The organism is Lentimonas sp. CC4, assembly GCF_902728235.1.
Lineage (GTDB): Bacteria > Verrucomicrobiota > Verrucomicrobiia > Opitutales > Coraliomargaritaceae > Lentimonas.
The window spans coordinates 2,109,446-2,129,266 of sequence record NZ_CACVBO010000001.1 but is presented as its reverse complement, the minus strand read 5'-3'; the positions used below and the strand labels follow the sequence as shown (position 1 = coordinate 2,129,266).

The following is a 19,821-nucleotide window of genomic DNA, read 5'->3' as shown; positions in this document are numbered from 1 at the left end:
ATTACGATATCGACTAGAAGCTGACCTTTACCGCATCGCGCTCACGCTCTTCGGTAATTTCAAACAACTGCGCCTCACGAAAGCCTAATGCACCGGAAAACAATACCGCCGGGAACACTTCGCGCTTGGTGTTATACGTCATCACCGAGTCGTTGTAGGCCTGACGTGCAAACGAAATTTTATTCTCAGTCGAAGTCAGCTCCTCGGTCAATTGCATCATGTTCTGATTGGCTTTCAGATCGGGATACGCTTCCGATAGCGCGAAGAACTTGCCCATCGCACCGGTCAAAGCGGTCTCCGCACCCATCAATTGCTTAATCGCATTCGGATCGCTCGGATCCGCAGCGGCCGCTTGCCCGGCAGAGGCCGCACCATTACGCGCCGCAATCACTGCTTCGAGCGTCTCGCGTTCATGTGAGAGATAGCCTTTCGCAGTCTCAACTAGATTTGGGATCAAATCGTAGCGGCGCTTCAACTGCACATCGATCTGCGCGAACGCATTTTTAAAGCGATTCCTCAAGGTCACCAGACCATTGTAGATGCCCATCACCCAGAGCCCCACAACGATACAAAATACGGCTAAAACTCCTAATATAATCAATGCTATCATCATAATATTTCCTTCTGTTAAAGTGAGCTACCAGTCATAGCACTAAATACTAACGCAGTCAACTAGAGTCATCTAGTATTACTACTATCGGATTCAATGCAACTACCGATAAACTCAATGCGCGCGTAGTCGAGTTCCTTTAGGTGCTCGACCGTTGGAGGATCGGTGTCGATTCAGCCGGTCCGGAGGGCTCCGACTCCAGATACCACACAGGCTCATCAATGCGCATGCCCATGATCATGGCTATGCGCTTGCTCGAAGGCACGCACCTTGTCCTGCAAGCTGGCTTCAGGCACGACTGTATCAGACGCCTGCGGCTGAAAACGCTCCCAAACTGGGACTTCCAACTCTCCCTCTAACTCGCGAATACGGTCAAGAATGATAGGTTTCTGCGCGTAAGGATCGTCGGGTAAATCACGATGTAACTGCTTAAGGAAGCTATAGGCCTCGGCATTTAGCCCCTGACGGCGCAAGAGTTCGCCATAAATACGGGCAGCAAAAAACGGCGCATAGGGCTGCTGCGACGCGAGCAGAAACCACTTCGCAGCATTCGGTATATCATCCAAACGATTCAAATAAATCTGCGCGATCTCCAGATACAGTTTGGCCGATTCTGGGTGAAATTCGAGCCCACGCTTCAACATCACGAAAGCCTGCTCGGCTTGTTCCAGGTCTAACTCTTGCTGACGACTTTCCGGCACATCCGTATAGCCCCCCTCTTCGCGAATCCGCCAGTTGGGCACATCATACGCGATCATACGCGCACCATTGATCCAGAAAAAATCGGGCCGTGGATCTAAAGTGGTGACCAACCGCACCATCGCATCGAGTTTCACGCGATCACGCCGCTCCCAAATCGTATTGGTGCGAATCCACAAGAAATCCGCCATCACCGCGCGAAAACCACCCAGCACACCGACCACTAATCCTTGCCCGAGCGACCCTTCGATCGCTTCCAGATTCATCTCAGGCTGCCCGGCTTTCACTAGGTTCCATGCTGGTGCTTCAATCGGACGTGTTACCACGCCCAACACGAGCAATACCAGCAGCACGAGGCACACATTGCACACTCGCAAGAAAAAGGGATGAGTTAGGCAACGACTCTCAGACATTGTCTAAATCTCCCGCTTTTTAAAATTCACCTGGGCAAGCAGGATGAAGGCGACGGTATAGATCAGCCCATATCCCACGATCTGCAGCACCGCGCTAGTCGGCAGCGGACGACTCCCACTGAACACCAGCTGATCGCCGACGTTAAACAATTGGAAGTTCGGAAAGACCAGACCGAGCACACGCACCAACCACTGACCGATTCCCTGCTCCATACTGGAATACGCATCTCGGGCAATATATTGCAGCTGGCAAATGATCAGCATAAAGAACGACACCACCACAGTGTAGAGATTGGTATTTGAGAAACTCGCAATAAACAGCGCCATCGCACTCAAGATGCCAAACTTGATCCACTGCAGCAGACCGAAGATAAACAAATCGCTATAGCGGATCAATCGCCCATCGGCAAACTCCTCACCGAGACGCAACATCAAGGCCGACTCGCGCCAGTAGAGAATCCCAGCAAGCACGAGCATTATTACTGTGGTAAAGACCAACATCAGCAAATGCGCACCAAGAAATTTCCCGGCAAGGAACTCCAACTTATAGATCGGCTTCGCCAGCATCGTCAGCGCAGTGCGATTCTCGATCTCGCTAAAGAACAGCTGTGTCGTCGCCGCAATCGATAGAATCGAGCCAAAGAAAAATAGCGCCCCAAAGCCGAAGTCCGTGATAAACTTGAGCTCACCCGTGCCGAAATCGAACTGCTGAAAGAAGGTCGAGCTCGCAACCAGCGCCACCGAAATCAGCAGCAACGAGTTGAAAAACTTCTGCCGAACCGCCTCCAAGAATGTGTTTCCGGCGATCAGCCGAATACGAGAAATAGAACCAATTAATCCGCTCATTGTGCGCCTCCTTCTGTCTTAGATCCTGTGCTGCGCTCTGCCTCGCGACGCTCCACTTCCTGTAAGAAGAGCGAATCCAAACTCAAACGCGGCTTTTCCACCCGGCAAAGCTTCCCGCCTTGTTCCGCAATTGCCTGCTCCACCGCAGCACGCCCCTCGGCGCTTAGCCCCTCAACAACGAGCGACTCCGCATTCTTATCCTGCACCAAATCATCCACACGGCCTTCGCGCACCAGCTTGCCGCGGTGCAAAATCGCGACGCGGTCACACAAGCCCTCGATTTGAGCGAGTAAGTGCGAGGACAGCAGCACGGTTTTGCCACGGCGCTTCAACTCGCGAATAATTTCTGCAATTGCTGCCGAGCCGAGCGGATCGACGCCCGCAGTGGGCTCATCGAGAATCACCAGTTGCGGATCATGCACCAGCGCCTGAGCGAGTCCGATGCGCTGCAACATACCCTTCGAATAAGTGCCGACGCGGCGATGCGCCGCCTCCGTCATACCGACAAGCTCAATCACCTCGTCGACCTGCGCGTTAATTTGACCGCGCGAAACTCCGCAAATTCGAGCATAGAACCGCACCAGCTCACGACCTGAGAGGTAGCGGTAAAAATATGGGGCTTCCGGTAAAAAGCCTACACTATGACGCGCCGCCACCGTATGACTGGGCTTGCCGTAGATTTTACACTCGCCCACGGAGGCGTCGAGCAGACCGAGAATGACCTTAATCGTGGTGCTCTTACCAGAACCGTTCGGCCCAAGCAGACCGAAAATTTCGTTATCGCCGACTTCTAGATTCAGATCGTCCACCGCGCGCAGCTTCACGCCTCGCATGCCGACGGAGAAATCCTTGGTCAGACCTTTAATACTGATAGCTGGATGACTCATATTTATTGTAGAATACGGAAACTCTGGCAGGTGCGCGAACCGCTGTCGGTCTTGATATCAAATTTGCGAATGTAGCTCTTCAGTTCGTCAGCGACTGCCTCTTGGAAGGCCTGCACCTCGGACTCTTCGCCTTCGGCGCAGAGGAGCACGCGACCGTCGGGCAGATTTTGCACGGTGCCAGAAACTTCAAAGCCCTTCGCCACACTCATAGTCTGGTAGCGGAAGCCGACGCCTTGGACGTGGCCTTCAAACCAACAGTTCATACGAAAAACACTTTGAGACATTACTGGAATAATTGGGGAGTTAGTGCGAAAATGGCACGAGATATGCCTTATATTTGATAATGTATGTATGCGTTCTCTCTTCAATCAAATCAAAATCAGCTCAAACTGAAAAGGGAGTTGATTTTTGAGAGGAAGAACACAGATTCAGCCCCATCGGATCTGATCCGAAAACTATGAGCGATCCAAATTTTGAACATTCCGACGGCAACTGGGACGACACTCCCAGCGAACCGACTTGGGGTGAATCCCAATGGCGAAAATATCTGACAGGTTCCGACCGAGATACCGCCAAGTTCCTTTCGATCTACAATAGTCTCAAGGACAAGCCGAATCACCTCGATGAAGTGGCGATTCAAATGGGCTGGGACGCAGAAGACATCTCGCTCACAGACGAATTCAGCGCACCTGAACCCGAGGACGAGGGCGAAGGAGAGACACCTTTTGACGCTCACGACGCACCTTACACTTTGCACCGCCACCCGGTGATCGTAGTGACTCGCGCCCTTTACCGCTACCTGCACCAGAGCTGGGAACACTACATGGCGCACAGCCAGAATTATCTCTCGCCGCAACTCTGTTGGAAATATGCCAACAGCCTGCATCAGGCCGAGATGAACGTGCTTTTATCCATTCAGGCCATCGATCTCGGTGATTTTGGCCTGACCATTTGCCACCTCAAGAACAGCTTGAGTGCGCTTAACCAAACTTTAGCCCTGCTCGACCAAGTCACACATCCGGATCCGGAGTTCCTTGCAGGCTTTCGCAAGGAAAACCACATCCGTATCTTTGACCTACGCGAGGTATGGATCCGCGTGATGAGCGACTGCCGCATAGAATGCCAACGTCGCCCCGGCGGAGACCTAGACTAATATTAACCAGGAAGAGGACCATGGGTTTCATACGCCGTATCTTCTGTTGGCTCAAACGATCAGATCCTGCCCGTAAAGCGGCACGCTCTCACCTCAAAGCCGCTAAACGCGGTGACCGGGAGCAATATCTGGCACTTGCAGCCAACTATACCGACCTCGCACAGACGTTTTTTGGCTGCTCCTTTTCAGAGCCCACCGGTCTGCGCATGGCACGCGTCACGCAGCTATTTAACGAGCTCTGGCAAAACCTACCCTACGCAGAGCGACTCTCTGACTTTGAATTCATGCTTGCTCAAGCACTGATCGACAGCACTTCAGATCAAAAGCTGACAACATCAAAGCAGGCACTCGTCACCAAACTGCGACTGCTCAACGCCCCCTCTCGCTTTGCATGTCTCGCCTACGCCTTTGGCAATTGGCCACTTCGCTGGGTAGCGCTCGTCATGCGCATCAAAACACCAGCGCTACACAGCCTGCTCTCTCAAGCACGCTGCGAATTGTGCAGTATCAGCTGGGAATCACTTTCCAGCGAAGAACGTGAATGCCTCGAAGCAATCAGTGCGACGCTCGACACCTGCTCGTCTGTGAGCGCCAACAAAGCCCTGAACAAACGCACCAGCAAGCACCCCCGAGTTATGGAAATTAAAGCTCAATGGCTGGAGCTACGCCCCGAGCTAGTCGAAGTGCGCATGCGCTATGTGCTCAACTTAGAAGATCGCGAAGAACTACTCTCCAATATACTCGATGCCACTGCTGCCGAGGCGATGCAGCGCCCCGCACTCGTAGATCGCATGGTCAATACCGTGCACTTCTCACGCCATTCAAAAATCAAAGTATCGTAGCATAATGTTGTTATCCCCCCGCCACCTCTCCGCACTGATTCCCCTCGCCTTCATCGCTACCAGCGCCGCGCTCCAAGCCGACATCGTCGCCGGCCCCATGCTCGGACACATCGATATGCGCGAAGCCAATGTATGGGTGCAGACCGATGCCCCCACTAAAGTGCGCGTTGCCTATGCCGAGCAAGGCAAGTCCGATGCACTTCGGTGGAGCCACACAGTGGAGACTCAATACGCCGAAAACAACACTGCCACACTCATGCTCAATGCAGTCGAGCCAGGCAAAAAATACAACTACCGCATCGAGCTCGACGGCAAGCTGACCGAAGATCAAAACACCTTTACAACGCCCGACAACTACCTCGGCCGCACTCCGCCACCCGACCTTAGGATCGCAGTCGGTGGCTCACACTACGTCACTGAAGAAGGCTTCGAACCACCTTATCAAATACTGGGCGGCGGCTACGGGATCTTTTCCACGATCCTTGCCGAGAAGCCCGAACTCATGATCTGGACAGGCAACACCGCCCACCTGCGCGATAGCGACTGGGCATCGAAAAGCGGCACACTCAAGCGTTTCAGCACAGCACGCAGCGTCTCCGAACTCCAACCGCTGCTCGCCAGCCTTCCGCATTACGCAACCTGGAGTCACGCCGACTACGGCACCGAAAACGCTGGCAAGTTTTACTCCTACCGCCAGCACGCCGAAGACAGCTTTAAAGCCTACTGGCCTCAGCCAGTCGAAGTCGTCAGCCTAGACGGCATCACTACACGTTTCCGCCGCTCCGACGTTGATTTCTTCATGCTCGACACTCGTAGCTACCGCGACGACGCCGCGAGCAGCCATCACCTACCTGAAATGCTCGGCAAAGCGCAAATCGAGTGGCTCCGCCAAGAGATCATCAACAGCACCGCCACCTTTAAAGTCATCGTCGCTGGCGCACCGATCCTCAACCCCGCCGACAACCGTAGCAATCTCAGCTACGCCGAACGCGAGCACTCCGACCTCCTGCAAATGCTCCGCGACGAGCGTATCGCAGGCCTCTTTTTCATCAGTGGCGGCAAATACTATGGCGAGCTCACCCGACTCGTGCACGCCAACAGCTACAACCTGTTCGACCTGACACTCGGGCCACTCACTGCGAACCCGAAGGAAAATCAGGACGAGCTAAACTTCTTCCGCATGCCCGGCACTAGCACCTTCGAACGCCACTTCGCACTGCTCGACTTCACCGGCCCCGAAGAAGACCGCGCGATCAGCATCAAAGTGATGAGTATGGAAGGCAAAGAACTCTGGCAACGCACCATCCAAGCCAGCCAGCTCCAGCCTGCCGAAAAGTAATGGAAGAGGCACTCTTCCATTCTGACTCTTAATCCCTCACAGAAGCGGACCGTCTCGGAGGCTTCAACCATTCGGTAGCTAAAGCAGCCGGCCCCAGTCAGTGCATCAACTTAGATTAAGATTACGAATAAGAGTATGATTAAGAACTGTGACATCCCCCCACTCGACACCATCGACTGGGGACGCACCGAATATGAGGACGCCTTTGAGCGGCAAAAAACGCTCGTCGATCTCAGACGAGCCAATCAAGCGCCCGACACACTCGTATTTACCGAGCACGCCCCCGTCTATACCATCGGCATGCGCAAAGGTGCCGATCAGCACCTGATCTGGAATGAAGCACAACTCACAGCCCAAGGTGTCAGCGTCATCCGCAGTAACCGCGGCGGCGACATCACCTACCACGGCCCTGGCCAAATTGTGGGCTACCCGATCATTTCACTGCAAGAACGCCGCGACCTGCATGCCTATTTACGCGATCTCGAAGAAGTCGTGATCCGCACACTCGCGACCTTCGGCCTGCAGTCCGCCCGCCGCGAAGGCAAGACCGGCATCTGGCTCGGTGAGCGTAAGATCTGCGCAATCGGAGTGGCCGTGCGCACCTGGGTCACCTACCACGGATTTGCCCTCAATGTGAATCCCGACATGAACCACTTCAAAGGGATCGTGCCTTGTGGCATTACCGATGGCACCGTCACCTCAATGCAAGCTGAGCTAGGCGAACCAATTGACCTCGCCATCGTAAAAGCGCGTTTAGCAGTTGAATTCCAGAAAGTTTTTCGGAACACTGCCGCCCCTCATGAACAACCGTAAACCAGAATGGCTCCGAGCGAAGCTACCCACTAGCGTCGAATACAAGGAAGTGCGCGAAATCGTCGACACCCACGATCTCCACACAGTTTGCAAAAGTGCACAGTGCCCGAATATGGGCGAATGCTGGTCGCGCGGCACGGCGACCGTCATGATCCTCGGCAATATTTGCACACGTTCCTGCACCTTTTGCGCGATTCAAACAGGTCGCCCCACTGAGCTCGACCTCGGCGAGCCTGCACGCGTCGCAGAGTCTATCGCCAAGATGGATCTCAAGCATGCAGTCATCACGTCCGTCGCACGCGACGACCTGAAAGACGGCGGTGCCGCGGTCTGGGCCGCGACGATCCGCGCGATCCACCACCGCAAACCAGAATGCGCCGTCGAAGTGCTCACCGCAGACTTCCGCGGACAGCAGGAATATTTGGACGTCGTGCTGGACGCCTGCCCCGACATTTTCAATCACAACCTCGAAACGGTCAAACGCCTGCAGCGCCCAATCCGTAAGACCGCCCGCTACGACCGCTCGCTCTGGGTGCTCGAACACGCCAAGTCGCGCGGCTTCACCACGAAGTCCGGCATCATGCTCGGCATCGGTGAGACCGAAGACGAGATCAAGGAAGTGCTGCAAGACATGCAAAAAGTCGGCGTTGATATTTTGACGATTGGCCAATACCTACAACCGACGAAGAAGCACCAGCCGATTGACCGCTGGGTCACACCTGAAGAATTTGCCGAGTGGAAAGAATACGCACTCAGCATCGGCTTCGGCGCCTGTGAGTCCGGGCCACTCGTGCGCTCCTCCTACCATGCCGACGAGCAGTCCGCGATGTTTGACGTCCGTGCCCGCCGTGCAGAAATGCTTGCAGCTCAAAAAGCCGAAAAGGAAGCCGCCGAAGTGGCCTCCGTATAAGTTAATTCTTAAAAGAGTAGTTAGAAGTCAGGAGGAAGGAGTTAGAAGCTGAGCATCAGTGTTTTATGGCGTCTTAGACGTTCGCCAAATGGCTTCGCCCTTCGGTTGCACCCAAGGGCATAATAAAGTGTCGCTGCGCTCGGTAGGCGGCTATAGGAGAATCTACAAAGGCTTCAGAATCAAAGACTAACTTCTGGCTCCTAACTTCTAACTCCTAAACCTAGGTTAATTCAGACCTTTAAATCAAAAAACGATGACCACACCGGCCATCGTTTTTTTTGTGCGGAGTCAGCGACTCGCAACGGGATTTATAGCGGGAGGGACGGCCTCCGCGCCGTCAGCAGAGCCCAAGCAGCAAATCACAGAAGTTAAATGAGGCCAGTTCGCTCCTAGCAGCAAAAACCGACGCAAACGCGCCCTCTTCCTCCTACGCCAAAGGAGGAAGCAATGGTTACATCGAGAACGGAAACACCCACTGATCCATCCTAAAGAATCGGCAACACCACCCTTTACTCATGTGGCTCGAACAAGAAATTCGGCAACCCGGGATTCACATCAATTTTCTCGAAGACTGCGGTGCAATACAGCACGCCATCCACCCAAAGCTCAAAACCTCCAGGGATCGGATAGTCCGCCCCTTCTAGAGGATCGGCATAGATTAGCTCCACGTCTTTGCGACGACGCGCATCGATCTTCACCGAACTACGGCGATACAACTCTAGGCCAGTCTCCTTATCCAAGTAATGATACACCGGACTATCCAACAAACCGATCTGCCTGACCACGAGACACTCACGCTGATTCCATGTCTCATTTGGCATGAGTTGAAACTCAACAGTCGAGTCCTCGCCCTTCTCATACTCCCATGTCAGCGCAGGGATCGAGCACTCTAACATCGCCAAAGAGCGGTTAAACGCCAGCAGCGCCTCGTCAGTCTCGTCGATTATAGGATGCGACTGATGATACCATAAGGCTGAACCATCATACCCCGCCTCAATCAGCTTATCATTATACCTCAAACTTTGCTTATAAAAATGAGGATTCTTAGCCAATAAGGTGAACTCCATTTCAACTTTACCAGAGGTATAAGTGCCGACAGCTCGAATACTCTCCACTTCATTATAGCGGGTCGCTGCAAAATGATTCTCAAAAAACACTTCTACATCATCTTTTTTCTCAACCGTAATCACCTCAGTCGCGACCACTTTTTCTGCCTCAACAACCTTCGTATCGCGCGCTGCTTCAGGAAAAAACAAGCCCCAGCAGAAATAAACGACCAGCCCGACAACGACTGATAAAGCAGATATGCAAAAAAACAGGATCTTGTAGAACTCCGATCGCGGGATCGGAAAACCCAGCACAAAAATCCACTCATAACCATCTGGTTTATTGCTCATATATCCCCACAACTAAGCATGCAGCACCGCGTCAATCAAGCTAAGACACGCGTGAAAGGCCTCTCAAGTCGTGACATTCGAGGTCAGCACGAACCACTCTGCACGATCTACGCAGAACCATTAGAGCCACTAACACCAGCAACCAGTCCATTGTTAAGTTCATATTAATATTAATTAACAATTGAATTTCACCTAAAAACCCGTTTTGGATGCATGCATGCACCAAACAGCATCCACATCACTTGCAATTTTAATGCTCTCACTCTCCGGCACTGCCTTTGCCGAAGACGTGCCGACGACCATCGAAGGAGAAAGCGGCGGCTTCGCGCTACCGACCTTAGTAATCAACGGACAAGAGACTGCGAACTTATTGCCAGTCACCACTTACGATTCGCTCGTCTCGGATCTACAATTCAATCCCCGCGTCGATTTACAGGCTCGTAATATGGCTGAAGCACAGGGCGACGTCAGCATTCGTGGTGGCATCTTCGAGAACACCGGCTTCCAAGTCGGCGCAGCGACTATAATCGACCCACAGACAGGTCACTACTCGGCCGAACTACCCATCGCACCGGAAATGATGGGGAATGCACAGGTATTGACTGGTGCAGATAATGCGCTCTACGGATTTAATAGCAGCGTGGGCACCATCAAATACGACTGGAGCCAGATCCAAGACGGCGGCAGCGCCACCGTCGGCGGCGGCGATCACGACCTCAACTTCCAACGCATCCACCAAGCATTCACTGGCGACTTCGCCAATACCGATGAATGGAGCTGGGGCGTCGAAGCAGAATATTCCCGCTCCGAAAGTGACGGCACCATCAAACATGGCGATCACGACTTTAACCGCACCACAGGCCGCGTGCAACTCCTCGGGCCAGAGTCGCAGACCGACTTCTTCGCAGGTTATCAGGAGAAATTCTTCGGTTGGACAAACCTCTACACACCTTTCGGCGTGAACGAGACTGAAAACCTGAAAACCCGACTCTTCTCAATCAACCACCAGCAAAACTATGGCACAGACAGCAACTGGGAGTTAAGCACCTACTACCGCCGCCACAGCGACTACTATGTTTACGATAGAGAAAACCCTGCGATCTACAATGCCACCCATGAAACAAAGTCCGGCGCACTGGCCTTTGCTGGCAAACATGAAATCAACGAGGCCTTCGCCATCAATCACTCCTCGCAATTCACTGCAGACAACATCGACTCTACATCACTGGAGAACAACTTCACATCGCGCAGCTACTACAAGGTGAGCATCCTGCCAGAATATCGCATGCAGCTTGCCGAAAACGAAAAGCTGAGCGTTCGCGCAGGCGCCACTTATGACGATACCAACCGCGATAGCTCTAAAGTCTCGCCCATTTCGGACATCACTTGGAAACGCACCCACGCCAATGGCCAATTCGACAAGGTCTACCTATCCTACGCACAAGCCACACAAGTCGCAGGTTACACTGCCATCGGAGGTAGTGAAACTGGCGGGCTTTTCCGTAGTAATTACGACCTGGATCGTGAAACCAGCCAAAACCTTGAATTAGGCTTTGCCCTGGATCGCACCGAATGGAGCTTCCAAAGTGCTGTCTTCTACCGTTGGGACGATGACCTAGTCGACTGGACTTACTCAAATTCAAACACGTCAGCCCGCTCAGCCAACTCAGTCGACATCGAAACATTCGGCATCGAGCTGATCGGCACACGCCGCTGGGGTAAGGTCGAAGGCATCATCAGCTACGCTTACCTACACAAAGACGAAGACTACGGAGATGACAATATTGACGGTAGTTACTACGCGCTCAACTACCCCGATCATCGTGCAACCCTCGGCGCGATCTGGCGCCCCATCGAGATGCTCGAGTTCCGTATCGACAACGAATGGCGCAGCCAAGAAGACAACGACCTTCGCAACGGCAGTAATAACGCCTTCTTCACCGTAGTCGGACTCAGTATCTTCCCGCCACAAGTCGATGGCCTCGAGCTCTTCGCCTCAGTCGACAATGCATGGGACGACGACTTCGAAGAAGTCCCCGGCACACCCGGACGCGGCGACCAAGTCTCCGTCGGTGCGACTTACCGCTGGTAAACACCTTTCCATTGAATGAATCAGAGCCTTGTCGCACCAGCGACAAGGCTCTTTTTGTTTAGATCAGCTGCGCAGTCTTATACCACATCAATATATTTTTAATCTGAATGGTGACTCGATTCGTAGCGGACTGACGAAGTCATTTCGACCACCAAACCTAAGCGCGAACACTCTGCACGAAACCGCTTCACGGCTCCGCTACAAAAGAATGCAGCAAAGTATGAGATACACAGGCCGCAGCAAGTTCTCGCAACAGAGTTTCGAGGCTACAAATCAAATCACACGGATCGAGACAGTGCCCCAGAGCACTACAAACAGCACCCCTCCCCTCACAACTATACTGACCCGCATTATGTATTGTGGTTCTTCATGGTTCAGAAATCTTCGTAGGGGTCGTGCTCGCGCGAACCGCGAAGGCAGGAGGCGTTGCGAAACTCAGTGATATTTAGGCCTTTGCGCGGTCTTCAGCCTTCGCCAAGGCTACGGACTGACACGTCGCAAAGCAAAGCCCCGACCTTAGACAGAGAAGTATAATGAAGGCACTTTTCACAAATTATGATGCGCGCCAGTATATAGGCACAAAAAACGGGCATCCGGCCGAGCGTTAATGCTCACCGAATGCCCGCAAATTTAAGAATCGCTATGCTTTAGGCTCAGCTTCGTCAGTAGTCTCTGTAGCAGGTGCTTCGGGAGCTTCTGTTGTTTCAACCTCAGCAACTTCAGGTGCGACTTCAGCAACTGGCGCTTCAGCCTTCGCTTCTTCGACCACTGGCGCTTCAGGTGCAACCTCAGCAACCGGCTCTTCAGCCTTCGCTTTCTCAACAGCAACTGGCGCTTCTGCAACGGCAGCCTTCGGCTCAGCAACTGCTTCAGCTTTCGCCTTCTTCGGTGCTGGCTTCTTCGCTTCCTTCGGCTTTGCTTCAGGCATCGGCGGAGCTGCAAAGAGACGGCCATCGCCATACTCGGTGACGTAGCCTTCAACGATCAACCAACGCAAATCAAGCATGAGTTGATTCAGGCGCTTCTGCTCGTCCTCACTTAGCTCGACCTTCGGCATCGCTTCAGTCGAAGCAGCGGCATCCGCTGCTGGAGCAGGCGCTTCAACCACGGCTGGAGTCTCAGGAGCTTCGGCAACTGCTTCGCCTGCTTCAGCGGCTGCGGCAGCTACTTCTGCGGCAGCGGCCTTCGCTGCTTCGGCTGCGGCTGCGGCTGCGGCAACTTCGGCCTCAGTCATTTCAAGCTTAGCGGGCTGCTGACGCTCGGTATCGATATCGATATAGAGTTTAGGCAATTTCGACGCCGATGTATTCGGATGCTTCTCGATGAACTCGATCAACCCCTGGATGGATGGCGTAAAGACAGTCTTACTGTCGCGGAATTTACGTTTAACGGCACAGACGAAGGATACGCCCTTGGAGCCCTTTTTATAAACGGCAAATTTTTGACGACGCAGACGACCGCGAATGTTGTTCGCAGAATCAAGTGGGAAGTGTAGTTGCTGCTCAACGTAGGATTCTACCGAACGGCGAATATCGCCCTTTGGCAGACGCTCGATATCGCGACCTGCAAAGCGAATCGTCTCACCGGAGCTGACGATCTTATCTTTGCGATGCTGCAATAGGAAGAAACGCACAGCCTCTAGGGACTCAAACGATTCAGCCTCACCCTCCTGGCGATCCTTCACGGTGTAGCGCGCGCCCTTCTTCATCGACTCCACCCATGCATCGATCGACTCCTGCTCTTTCACCGTTTCAACCTTTGATACAAAGCGATCAAAGGACATGCCTGTGATCTTCGCAGCATAGTGGCGCTGCAAGAATTCTTGGTAACGGTGGTAGTTTGGCGGCCCGAGTAAGTCACCCGTGACCGAGCAACGGTTGACCATCTGGAAATTCCCCTTTGGTGCTTCGACCTCAATTTCTTCGACATCGAAGAATAGGTCGAGGTGATTGCTCAACACATGGTTGATCGCGGCCTCTTCAGAATCGAATGGCAGATGCCCTGGAACTGCAAAGAACAACGGCGCAGGCTTCTCGCCAGCTTTCGCTTTGTTCTCTACCACTACGACATAACGCTCGGGCTTTTCTAGGATCAGGTGCGCGATCTCAAACAGTTGATAAGTGCGAACGGTAGAACGTAGGCGCTTGACCAATGCTTCGAACGCTTCGTCCTGCGGATAAATGTCCACTTTAATGGTCGGCTCGAAAATAGCCCGCTGATCTGGACGACCTCCACCACGGCGATCACCACCACGACCTTGAGGACGACCTCCGCCCTGAGGACGACCTTCGCTACCACCTTGCGGACGACCTCCACCGGGTCCACCTTGAGGACGGCCAGCGCCGCTAGGACGTGCGCCACCTCCAGGCCCACGACGATCACGTGAACCACCGCCACCAGAGCGTTTCCCCTTACCGCGTGAATCTCCACGAGACTCAAACTTCTTTAAAGATGGACGTTTAGCGTTCTCGTCTGCCCATGAAGGGCCGAAGTCGAGACCGGAAAGTGTATTAAGATCGAGTGCCTTTTTAGAGGACTCTTTAGGTTTATCTGCTGGTTTTTCAGCCATAGCGTTATTCGGGAAACGAGCCGAAAAGAGTCGGCCACGTGAATTGAGTGGTTAAGTAAGGTTATTGTGCTAAGGGAAAGAACTCCAACATTCAAGTCATCTAGCTGCCTTTTTTTAACTATTTTTCATTTTTTGAAAATTTATGTTGATCTCTCCAAAATCTCACCTATCACCTTCGAACTTCACCGCGTTAAAGCGCAGTAAATTTGGTCGAATGGTGGAATTGGCAGACACGCATGTTTAAGGGACATGTGCCGAAAGGCGTGGGGGTTCAAGTCCCCCTTCGACCACCACTTTTAAAACCGAGCCTCAGGGCTCGGTTTTTTTGTGCCTGCAGCGAGAGGATGTAGCGAGAGGGACGAGCTCCGGCTCGTCTTGCGGCGTGCTGGTGCTTTGGTTCTGTGCTGAGGCTCGGCGCTTAGGCAGTGCAGACGGCGCGTAGGCCATCCCTCCCAACGAAACTCACAACACTGGATTCGCGGCAGCATAACAAAAAAAGCGCCCTCCGAGGAGGACGCTTTCGAAAATAGGATCTACTGTAGACGCGACAAAGCGCATCCCTCCGACCTAGTAGCGGTAGTGCTCTGGCTTGTATGGGCCAGATGGCTTCACGCCGATGTAAGAGGCCTGCTCTTCGCTGAGTGTAGTGAGCTTGCAGCCAATCTTTTCGAGGTGCAGACGTGCCACTTCTTCGTCGATGTGCTTCGGCAAGATGTAAACTCCTGGAGTGTATTTCTCAACTTGCCTCCAAAGCTCGATTTGAGCGAGCGCTTGGTTGGTGAAGCTGTTGGACATCACAAAGGACGGGTGACCTGTTGCACAACCAAGGTTCACAAGGCGTCCCTTGGCGAGCAAGTAGATGCTGTGACCGTCTGGGAAGGTATATTTGTCCACGGCACCTTCGTTGTCAGGCTTGATCATTTCAACTTCAACGCCAGGCATCTTGTCGAGTGCATCCACGCCGATTTCGTTATCGAAGTGACCGATATTACAAACGATCGCTTGATCCTTCATCTTCGACATGTGGTCTGCAGTGATGATGCCGTAGTTACCTGTAGTGGTGACGTAGATGTCACCCCAGCCAAGTGTATCTTCGACCGTTAAGACGCGGTAGCCTTCCATTGCAGCTTGAAGTGCGCAGATCGGATCGACTTCGGTCACGACGACTTGCGCGCCCATGCCCTTCAGTGCCGCCGCACAGCCCTTGCCCACATCGCCATAGCCACAGACGACGCCGACTTTACCCGCGATCATTACATCGGTTGCACGCTTGATACCATCGAGTAGCGACTCGCGGCAGCCATAGAGGTTATCGAACTTCGACTTGGTCACGGAGTCGTTCACGTTGATCGCAGGCACGAGGAGCTTGCCCGCGTTGTGCATTTCGTAGAGACGGTGCACACCTGTAGTCGTTTCTTCCGAAACACCCTTCCAGTCTTTGACGACCTTGTGAAAGTGATCCTTCGAAGAATCTTCAGCATGAATCTTTTTGAGCAGTGCTTTGATCACAGACTCCTCATGGCTGCCGGACTCGGAATTCACCCAGTCGCTACCATCTTCAAGTTCATAGCCCTTGTGAATCAGTAGCGTCGCATCGCCACCGTCGTCGACGATGAGCTCTGGACCAGAACCGTCTGGCCATGTGAGCGCTTGTTCAGTGCACCACCAGTATTCCTCGAGTGTCTCACCCTTCCAAGCGAAGACCGGCACACCGAGATTCTTCGCCACGTAGGCCGCAGCATGATCTTGTGTGGAGAAAATATTGCAAGAGCACCAGCGCACATCCGCACCGAGCTTCTGAAGCGTTTCGATCAAGACCGCGGTCTGAATGGTCATGTGCAACGAGCCCATGATGCGCACGCCTTTGAGCGGTTGCTCATCCGCGTATTTTTCGCAGGTCGCCATAAGACCTGGCATTTCGAATTGTGCGATCTCGACTTCCTTGCGACCGAAGTCCGCAAGTGTGATGTCTTTGACCTTATAATCTGTTTTGGTAAGTGTGTCTGTGCTCATAATAGTTTAATTTCGAATCCTAATCGTTCTCTTAGTCGTATTCCTTACAGTGCAGCCTTCAATTCGTCGGCTTTGTGAGTGGACTCCCATGGAAGGTTGTCCTTGGCGAAGTGACCGTAGTGTGTGGACTCGCGGTAAATCGGGCGCAGCAGATCGAGCTGGCTGACGATGTCGGCCGGCTTGAAGCTAAAAACCTTCTGTGCTGCAGCCGCTATTTCGGCATCGCTCACGGTGCCAGTGCCAAATGTATCAACGTGCACGCTGGTCGGGTATGGGTGACCGATCGCGTAAGCGACTTGTAGTTCACACTCATCCGCGAGACCAGCGGCGACAATGTTCTTAGCCACCCAACGCGTAAAGTAGGCTGCAGAACGGTCCACCTTGGATGGGTCTTTACCAGAGAAAGCACCACCACCGTGACGCGCCCAACCACCGTAGGTGTCCACGATGATCTTACGTCCAGTTAAACCAGCGTCACCTTGCGGGCCGCCAATTACGAAGTTACCCGTTGGGTTGATCAAATACTCGGTCTGATCGGTCAGCATCTCAGCTGGCAGCACCTTACGGATCACTTCGATACAAAATGCCTCAATCTCGGCGTGCGCTTTACCTTCCGCGTGCTGCGTTGAGATCACCACGTTCTTAATGGCGACTGGCTGACCGTCCACATACTCGAGTGCGACTTGGCTCTTCACGTCCGGGCGAAGCCAATCAACTTTAAGCTCCTTGCGCTGACGTGCCATCTCACGGAGGAGACGGTGTGCATACATGATCGCAGCAGGCATCAATTCAGGAGTTTGATTACAAGCGTAACCAAACATAATGCCTTGGTCACCCGCACCCTGCTCGGCAGTTTTTTTGCCAGCAGCTTCAGCAGCATCCACGCCCTGTGCGATATCGGAGGACTGTGCCGTTAAAATATTCGAGACGAAGACCTGATCCGCATGGAAGATATCGTCGTCGTTGGTGTAACCGATCTCACGAATCGCTTGGCGAACGATCTCCTCGTAGTTGAGTTTCGCATTCGTGGAGATCTCCCCAGCAAGGAACACGCAGTTGCTCTTAACCAATGTCTCACACGCCACACGGCTATTGGGATCCTGCTCAAGACACGCATCTAATATGCTGTCTGAGATATAATCAGCGACTTTATCCGGATGACCTTCGCCCACAGACTCGGAAGAAAAGATGAAATTTTTGCTCATAAGACCGGTAAGTAATCCCAATACTCCAAATTAATCAAGCAACTTATCAACATATCAGGATAAAATGATATGTATGAATTCGACTCGTCGACAAATGCCACTTTCGACACAGGCATCCCTTCCACACGAATCAACATATTTTGCCCGCGAAGTTACGCCAAGAAACGCGAAGCTTGCAGAGAGCGGGTTTACCCCGCGATTGCAGATCACACGCCAGTGTCGAGCGAGAGGAACTGCCATCTAAATCAAAAAATCCAAATTCAACATACAGTTAGTTTGACATCAGCCTGCCTGACTCCACTTCTGGATCAGAATACTACTCCCAACAGCACGTAAATTCATATGAAACACCTACTCTTAAGCATCTTTATCATCTGCAGCCTACAGGTTAGCTCAAATGCAGCTGACGTTAGTGATTTAACCTATGTGATAGATGAAGATAGCATTACCATCACCGACTGTTACGCCTATGCTTCGGGTGAGTTGGTAATCCCTGAAACCATTGAGAGCATGCCCGTAACCAGTATCGGCGATTCGGCTTTCGAGTATTGTAGAAGGTTGACCAGCGTGACAATCCCCGAGAGTGTCATTAGTATTGGCGATTCGGCTTTCGATAATTGCGAAAATCTGACGAGCGTGACAATCCCCGTCAACGTCAACAATATCGGCGACAGCGCTTTCCAGGATTGCAGTAACCTAACGAGTATCGATGTGCATTCCTCCAACCAATACTATTCCAGTATAGACGGTGCCCTATTGGACAAGTCTCAGAGAACATTAATTAAATACCCAAGTAAGAAGACTGGCGCGTTCACAGTCCCTAACAGCGTCACCAGGATCAATGATCGGGCGTTCTATCGCTGCAGCTACCTGAACAGCATCACAATCTCTGACAGTATTACCAGGATTGGTTCTTCGGTTTTCACCAACTGCGACAACCTAATAAGTATCGATGTAGATCTGGACAATCGATACTACTCCAGTATCGCAGGTGTTTTATTTAACAAGCGCCAAACAACACTGATTCATTATCCAGCTAGAAAGACTGGGGCGTTCACAATTCCTACCAGCGTCACTGATATCGCCGATTATGCTTTCTATCACTGCAGCTACCTGAGCAGCATTACAATCCCTGACGGTGTCATTAGTCTCGGCTGGGCACCATTCGCGGGCTGCACGAGCCTGATTAGCGTGACGATACCGGACAGTGTCACTAGTCTCGACGGTTCAGCTTTCAGTTTTTGCAGCAATCTGACTAACGTAATAATCGGCAGCGGCGTCACCATTATAAGAGGTTCTGCTTTCAACAACTGTAGCAGCCTGACAAACGTGACAATCGGCAGCAGCGTCACTAGTATCGGCGGCTCGGCTTTCCGCTACTGCACCAGCCTGATCAGCGTGACGATACCTGCCAGTGTCACCAGTATTAGCTATAGTGCTTTCAGCCATTGCAGCAACCTGACAAGTGTCATCTTCGACGGAGATGCTTCGGTCAGCCTGCCCTCATCAGTCTTCTCAAATAACGCAACTGCTTTCAAAGTGTATTTTTATGAGGATGCATCGTGGCTTACCACGCCGACTTGGAAAGGATACGCAAGTGAAACGCTCGCCCTCAATGAGGACAGTGACGGTGATCAAGTTCCCAATAAACTGGAACGTGTGCTCGGAACGAACCCATTACATAAGGATTCCAACTTCAAAAGTTGGCACAGCCACGGAAATGAAAGCATGCGAATGCACTATAGCCCGCCCAATGAACACTGCCAATTTGCCATCGAATCAACAACAGACCTAAGCGACCCCGAAAGTTGGCAGGTTGATGAAAGCTTAACCTTCTCGGCAGATCCTAGTGAGCCAACCGTAGATTTACCGGTGGATGGAACAGAATCCGTATTCTACCGCATGCGGATCAGTGCGATCGAGTAACACGACAAGGGAGCTGTAGTATCACTGGAATCCACCCAAGACTAAGAAGTCAGATAAAAAAGTGGACCTAGGCTCGGTATAAGGCAGGACGTAGGTCTGCCGAAGAT

At 52.5% G+C, this 19,821-nt stretch carries 16 protein-coding genes and 1 tRNA gene; 8 read left to right on the top strand and 9 right to left on the bottom strand.

From position 1 onward, the window contains the following. Positions 1-13 precede the first annotated feature (13 nt). From GZZ87_RS09310 to GZZ87_RS09290, 5 genes are all read right to left on the bottom strand, one after another. Positions 14-613 (bottom strand): LemA family protein, encoded by a 600-nt coding sequence (locus GZZ87_RS09310; protein WP_162026897.1) that lies wholly within the window; start codon positions 611-613, stop codon positions 14-16. Between the two features lie 215 nt (positions 614-828). Next, on the bottom strand, positions 829-1,680 hold the full coding sequence (locus GZZ87_RS09305) for a hypothetical protein (RefSeq protein WP_206753326.1): 852 nt from the start codon (positions 1,678-1,680) through the stop codon (positions 829-831). A 45-nt stretch (positions 1,681-1,725) separates the two neighbouring features. After that, complete coding sequence (locus GZZ87_RS09300; protein ID WP_162026898.1) at positions 1,726-2,568, bottom strand: ABC transporter permease subunit; 843 nt, start codon at positions 2,566-2,568, stop codon at positions 1,726-1,728. After that, positions 2,565-3,455 carry an ABC transporter ATP-binding protein gene (locus GZZ87_RS09295; protein ID WP_162026899.1) on the bottom strand — a complete coding sequence of 297 codons (891 nt, stop codon included), beginning with the start codon at positions 3,453-3,455 and terminating at the stop codon, positions 2,565-2,567. Before GZZ87_RS09295 ends, GZZ87_RS09300 begins: the two co-directional genes overlap by 4 nt. A 2-nt stretch (positions 3,456-3,457) precedes the next feature. Beyond that, positions 3,458-3,739 (bottom strand): acylphosphatase, encoded by a 282-nt coding sequence (locus tag GZZ87_RS09290; protein WP_178092113.1) that lies wholly within the window; start codon positions 3,737-3,739, stop codon positions 3,458-3,460. A 173-nt stretch (positions 3,740-3,912) separates the two neighbouring features. On the opposite strand from GZZ87_RS09290, the gene GZZ87_RS09285 reads away from it, so the two are divergent. The 5 genes from GZZ87_RS09285 to lipA all read left to right on the top strand — a co-directional run bounded on the left by GZZ87_RS09285 (position 3,913) and on the right by lipA (position 8,512). Further along, a complete protein-coding gene (locus GZZ87_RS09285; RefSeq protein WP_162026900.1) occupies positions 3,913-4,608 on the top strand; it encodes a hypothetical protein in 696 nt (231 codons plus the stop codon). Between the two features lie 20 nt (positions 4,609-4,628). Next, a complete protein-coding gene (locus GZZ87_RS09280; RefSeq protein ID WP_162026901.1) occupies positions 4,629-5,450 on the top strand; it encodes a hypothetical protein in 822 nt (273 codons plus the stop codon). 4 nt (positions 5,451-5,454) lie between these two features. Then, the gene (locus tag GZZ87_RS09275) at positions 5,455-6,789 is read left to right on the top strand and encodes a metallophosphoesterase family protein (protein ID WP_162026902.1); all 1,335 of its coding nucleotides are present in this window, start codon (positions 5,455-5,457) and stop codon (positions 6,787-6,789) included. Positions 6,790-6,924: 135 nt separating this feature from the next. Next, positions 6,925-7,602, top strand: a complete 678-nt coding sequence (gene lipB, locus GZZ87_RS09270) for a lipoyl(octanoyl) transferase LipB (RefSeq protein ID WP_162026903.1) — start codon at positions 6,925-6,927, stop codon at positions 7,600-7,602. Continuing rightward, complete coding sequence (lipA, locus tag GZZ87_RS09265; protein ID WP_162026904.1) at positions 7,589-8,512, top strand: lipoyl synthase; 924 nt, start codon at positions 7,589-7,591, stop codon at positions 8,510-8,512. Before lipB ends, lipA begins: the two co-directional genes overlap by 14 nt. 509 nt (positions 8,513-9,021) lie before the next feature. On the opposite strand, the gene GZZ87_RS09260 is transcribed toward lipA, so the two are convergent. Further along, positions 9,022-9,909: a hypothetical protein gene (locus GZZ87_RS09260; RefSeq protein WP_162026905.1), complete on the bottom strand. Its 888-nt coding sequence runs from the start codon at positions 9,907-9,909 to the stop codon at positions 9,022-9,024. 253 nt (positions 9,910-10,162) lie between these two features. Between GZZ87_RS09260 and GZZ87_RS09255 the strand changes: the two genes are divergently transcribed. Next, on the top strand, positions 10,163-12,001 hold the full coding sequence (locus GZZ87_RS09255; RefSeq protein ID WP_244652108.1) for a TonB-dependent receptor: 1,839 nt from the start codon (positions 10,163-10,165) through the stop codon (positions 11,999-12,001). Between the two features lie 640 nt (positions 12,002-12,641). On the opposite strand, the gene GZZ87_RS09250 is transcribed toward GZZ87_RS09255, so the two are convergent. Beyond that, positions 12,642-14,570: a hypothetical protein gene (locus GZZ87_RS09250; RefSeq protein ID WP_162026907.1), complete on the bottom strand. Its 1,929-nt coding sequence runs from the start codon at positions 14,568-14,570 to the stop codon at positions 12,642-12,644. Positions 14,571-14,778: 208 nt separating this feature from the next. On the opposite strand from GZZ87_RS09250, the gene GZZ87_RS09245 reads away from it, so the two are divergent. Then, a tRNA-Leu gene (locus tag GZZ87_RS09245) sits at positions 14,779-14,863 on the top strand. 274 nt (positions 14,864-15,137) lie between these two features. Here GZZ87_RS09245 and ahcY read toward each other — a convergent pair. Beyond that, positions 15,138-16,583, bottom strand: a complete 1,446-nt coding sequence (gene ahcY, locus GZZ87_RS09240; RefSeq protein WP_162026908.1) for an adenosylhomocysteinase — start codon at positions 16,581-16,583, stop codon at positions 15,138-15,140. A 44-nt stretch (positions 16,584-16,627) separates the two neighbouring features. After that, positions 16,628-17,788 (bottom strand): methionine adenosyltransferase, encoded by a 1,161-nt coding sequence (metK, locus tag GZZ87_RS09235; RefSeq protein ID WP_162026909.1) that lies wholly within the window; start codon positions 17,786-17,788, stop codon positions 16,628-16,630. Between the two features lie 342 nt (positions 17,789-18,130). Here metK and GZZ87_RS09230 point away from each other — a divergent pair, with 342 nt between their 5' ends. Continuing rightward, the gene (locus GZZ87_RS09230) at positions 18,131-19,714 is read left to right on the top strand and encodes a leucine-rich repeat domain-containing protein (RefSeq protein WP_162026910.1); all 1,584 of its coding nucleotides are present in this window, start codon (positions 18,131-18,133) and stop codon (positions 19,712-19,714) included. Positions 19,715-19,821 lie beyond the last annotated feature (107 nt).